This window comes from Pelatocladus sp. (assembly GCF_059505505.1).
Window position 1 is genome coordinate 1 of record NZ_JCACKS010000169.1, and the last position, 3422, is coordinate 3422.

Genomic DNA, 3422 nt, shown 5'->3' on the forward strand with positions numbered 1-3422 from the left:
TACTTCCTCGCCCTTGATTACAGCATCCAAATATTCTTGAGGCACGCCAAGTGCGATCGCTAAACCCTGAAGTGTCTTACGATTAATTTTGGCTATAAGCCCCCGCTCAATTTTCCCGATAGAGCGTCCGTGTATACCAGCAGCATCCGCCAACTCAGACTGAGTTAAATTGAGTTTCTTCCTGACCCGTGAAACGTAACTGGCAAGGGATTCAGATGGGTGAGGAGTTGTAAAAGTATCCATAAAAAGCTGTTAATTAACTACTCAAAAGATATATAATTTATTAATAAAAAACCTTGTCAAAAATACATAAACAACAGTGAAATCGGGTGTAACTTTAGCCACTGTCACGACCGAATTTTTAGAGCGTCCTGGTCTAGCACCCAGTACTAGAGAAACCTATGAACTGACCCTCGGACTTTTACTGCAAAAGTATGGAAGTTGGTCAATAGAAATTATCAGTAAGCAAACATTAATTGAGTATCTAAATAATCTCAGTCATTTAAAATACACAACACACCATAAGCATCAAGCAATACTACAAAGTTTGCTTAACTTTGCAGTAGAACAAGGGTATATAAAATCCAACCCCATTCGGGGGTTAAAACAACGTCTACCAGAAAGAGAAAAAGGCGAACATAAAAGCGACGGTGCAATCAGGTATCTAACACAATCACAACTAAATATACTATATGCTGCTGTAGAAGATGACTTACGTCTTAGTGCAATAGTTCATTTACTGCATCGCACAGGATGCAGAATAGGAGAGCTTTTAGCCCTAAATATAGATTCTGTAGATATCAATAATCAGAAATTTCAAGTATTAGGTAAAGGTAACAAACAACGCTGGTGTTATTACAGTGATGATGCCGCAAGAGCGCTTGCTAAATACTTAAAATACTCACGGCATCAAAACACAAATGCCTTGTTGACAGCACAACATCCAGTCACCCTAAAAGTCAGTAGAATCAGCTACCATACATTGCATGATTATTGGCGAAAGAAGTCGCTAAGTTAGAGATTTTTGAGCAATTAGAATTACCAGCAGACTTATTTAAAAAAATCCCTACCAAAGTTCTCCAAGTCTATAAAAGTCGAGTAGTAGTTGAACATCCTCGTGACTTACGCCGTCACCCAGAACATATCCGCTACACACTATTTACAGCTTTTTGTTGGCTCAGAAGTCAAGAAGTTATAGATAATTTAGTAGAGTTACTCATCCAGATTGTGCATCGCATAGGTGCCAACGCAGAAAAACGTGTAGATAAAGAACTTATTCAGGATTTTAAACGGGTTCATGGGAAGAATAATCTCCTATACCAAATGGCAGAAGCTTCTTTAAAAACACCTGATGGTACAATCAAGGATGTGATTTTTCCTGTGGTAAGTGAGGTAACTCTTAAGAATTTAGTGAAAGAGTATAAATCTACAGGGAATGCTTACCGTGAGAAAGTTTATACGGTAATGCGCTCTTCTTATGGTGGATATTATCGCCGAATTTTACCGTTAATTTTAAACAAGCTAGAATTCCGTTCAAATAATGAAGTTCATCGTCCAGTTATTCAAGCGATATCTTTACTGAAAAAATATGCTGATAGTAAACAGCGTTATTATGACGCAGGAGAGGATATACCCATTGATGGGGTATTACGTAGTGGTTGGCAAGAAATTATATTAGAGACTGGAGCAGACGACGAAATCAAAGTTAATCGCATTAATTATGAGTTGAGTGTGCTGCAAGCATTGAGAGAAAAGCTCAGATGCAAGGAAATCTGGGTTATAGGAGCTAATCGTTACAGAAACCCTGAAGAAGATTTACCTGCTGATTTTGACGCACAAAGATTAGAATATTTCCAAGCTTTGAAACAACCATCAGATGTGGAAGTCTTTATTGCTAATTTACAAAAGCAGATGGATGAAGCATTAACTTTATTGTCTAAAGGAATACCTAAGAATAAATTAGTCACAATTAAAAATACAGGTAAAAGTCGAATTTGTGTTTCTCCTTTAAATCCTCAAAATGAACCTGCTAATTTGACTCGCTTAAAAAGTGAAATTACTAGACGTTGGCGTATGACTAGCCTCTTAGATATTCTCAAAGAAACTGATTTACGAGTAAATTTTAGCCAACACTTTCGGAGTGTATCAACAAGAGAGGTTTTAGGCGACTATACTTTACAAAAACGCTTGTTACTTTGTTTATATGGTTTAGGAACGAATACTGGATTGAAGCGTTTAAGCGATGAGATTAAAGGCGATAATTATCAAGATTTACTCCATGTCAAGCGTCATTTTATTCAGAAAGAACAATTACGCAATGCTATTGCCTGTGTTGCAAATGCAATTTTTACTGCCAGAATTCCCACTATTTGGGGAGAGGGTACAACCGCCTGCGCTTCTGACTCGAAAAAGTTTGGTGCTTGGGATCAAAATTTAATGACTGAGTGGCACATCCGCTATGGTGGACGGGGTGTGATGATTTATTGGCACGTTGAGAAGAATTCTGTTTGTATTTACTCGCAGTTAAAAACTTGTTCTTCCTCTGAAGTTGCAGCCATGATTGAAGGATTATTACGCCACTGTACTGAAATGAAAGTGGAGACAAATTATGTAGATAGTCACGGTCAAAATGAAGTGGCTTTTGCTTTCTGTCATTTACTGGGTTTTCAGTTAATGCCCCGTCTTAAACGTATAAATGTTCAGAAATTATACCGCCCGTCAACTGGAAATAATGATGCTTATCCAAACTTGCAACCGATTTTAACTCGCGCTATTAATTGGGATTTAATTCGCCAACAATACGACCAAATGGTGAAGTATGCTACTGCTCTGCGTTTGGGTATGGCAGAAACTGAAGCCATCTTAAAGCGTTTTACTAGGGGTAATTTATTACACCCTACTTATCAAGCGCTATCCGAATTGGGCAAGGCTGTAAAAACTATCTTTTTATGTAAATACCTGCATTCAGTTGAACTGCGACAAGAGATAAATGCTGGACTCAACGTGGTGGAGAACTGGAATAGTGCTAACAGTTTTATTTTTTATGGCAAGGGTGGGGAGATTGCTACTAATCGTTTATCCGACCAAGAATTAGCTGTGTTATCTCTGCATTTACTCCAGATATCTTTGGTATATATAAATACGTTGATGATTCAGGAGGTTTTGTCCCAACCACAATGGATGAAGTTGATGAAGTTGGAGGATTTGCGAGCGCTTTCACCTTTAATTTGGGGTCACGTTAATCCCTATGGTACTTTTCGTTTGGATCTTAATGTCAGGTTGCCAATTGAGACGGGGTGAATGTGTCTAAAAATACGCTTTGTTAGTATATCGGAGAAACTTATAGTCTGAAAGCCTTTCATAGCAGTACTTTCAGCCTATCTTGCCCCTGGTGACAGCTTGGCGGGTAAGGAGGCACACGT

Annotated in this window: 2 protein-coding genes and 1 pseudogene; 2 read left to right on the forward strand and 1 reads right to left on the reverse strand. The window is 38.3% G+C overall.

The genetic code is table 11. The features are described from left to right. Positions 1 to 243: helix-turn-helix domain-containing protein (locus AC5JMK_RS13520; RefSeq protein ID WP_495910333.1), on the reverse strand; the 243-nt coding region annotated here is incomplete at its 3' end. Between the two features lie 76 nt (positions 244 to 319). Here AC5JMK_RS13520 and AC5JMK_RS13525 point away from each other — a divergent pair. After that, on the forward strand, positions 320 to 1018 hold the full coding sequence (locus tag AC5JMK_RS13525) for a tyrosine-type recombinase/integrase (RefSeq protein WP_495910334.1): 699 nt from the start codon (positions 320 to 322) through the stop codon (positions 1016 to 1018). Beyond that, a pseudogene (locus AC5JMK_RS13530) lies at positions 1000 to 3300 on the forward strand (Tn3 family transposase); the annotation flags it as partial. The gene AC5JMK_RS13525 and the pseudogene AC5JMK_RS13530, both read left to right, overlap by 19 nt. Between the last annotated feature and the right edge of the window lie 122 nt (positions 3301 to 3422).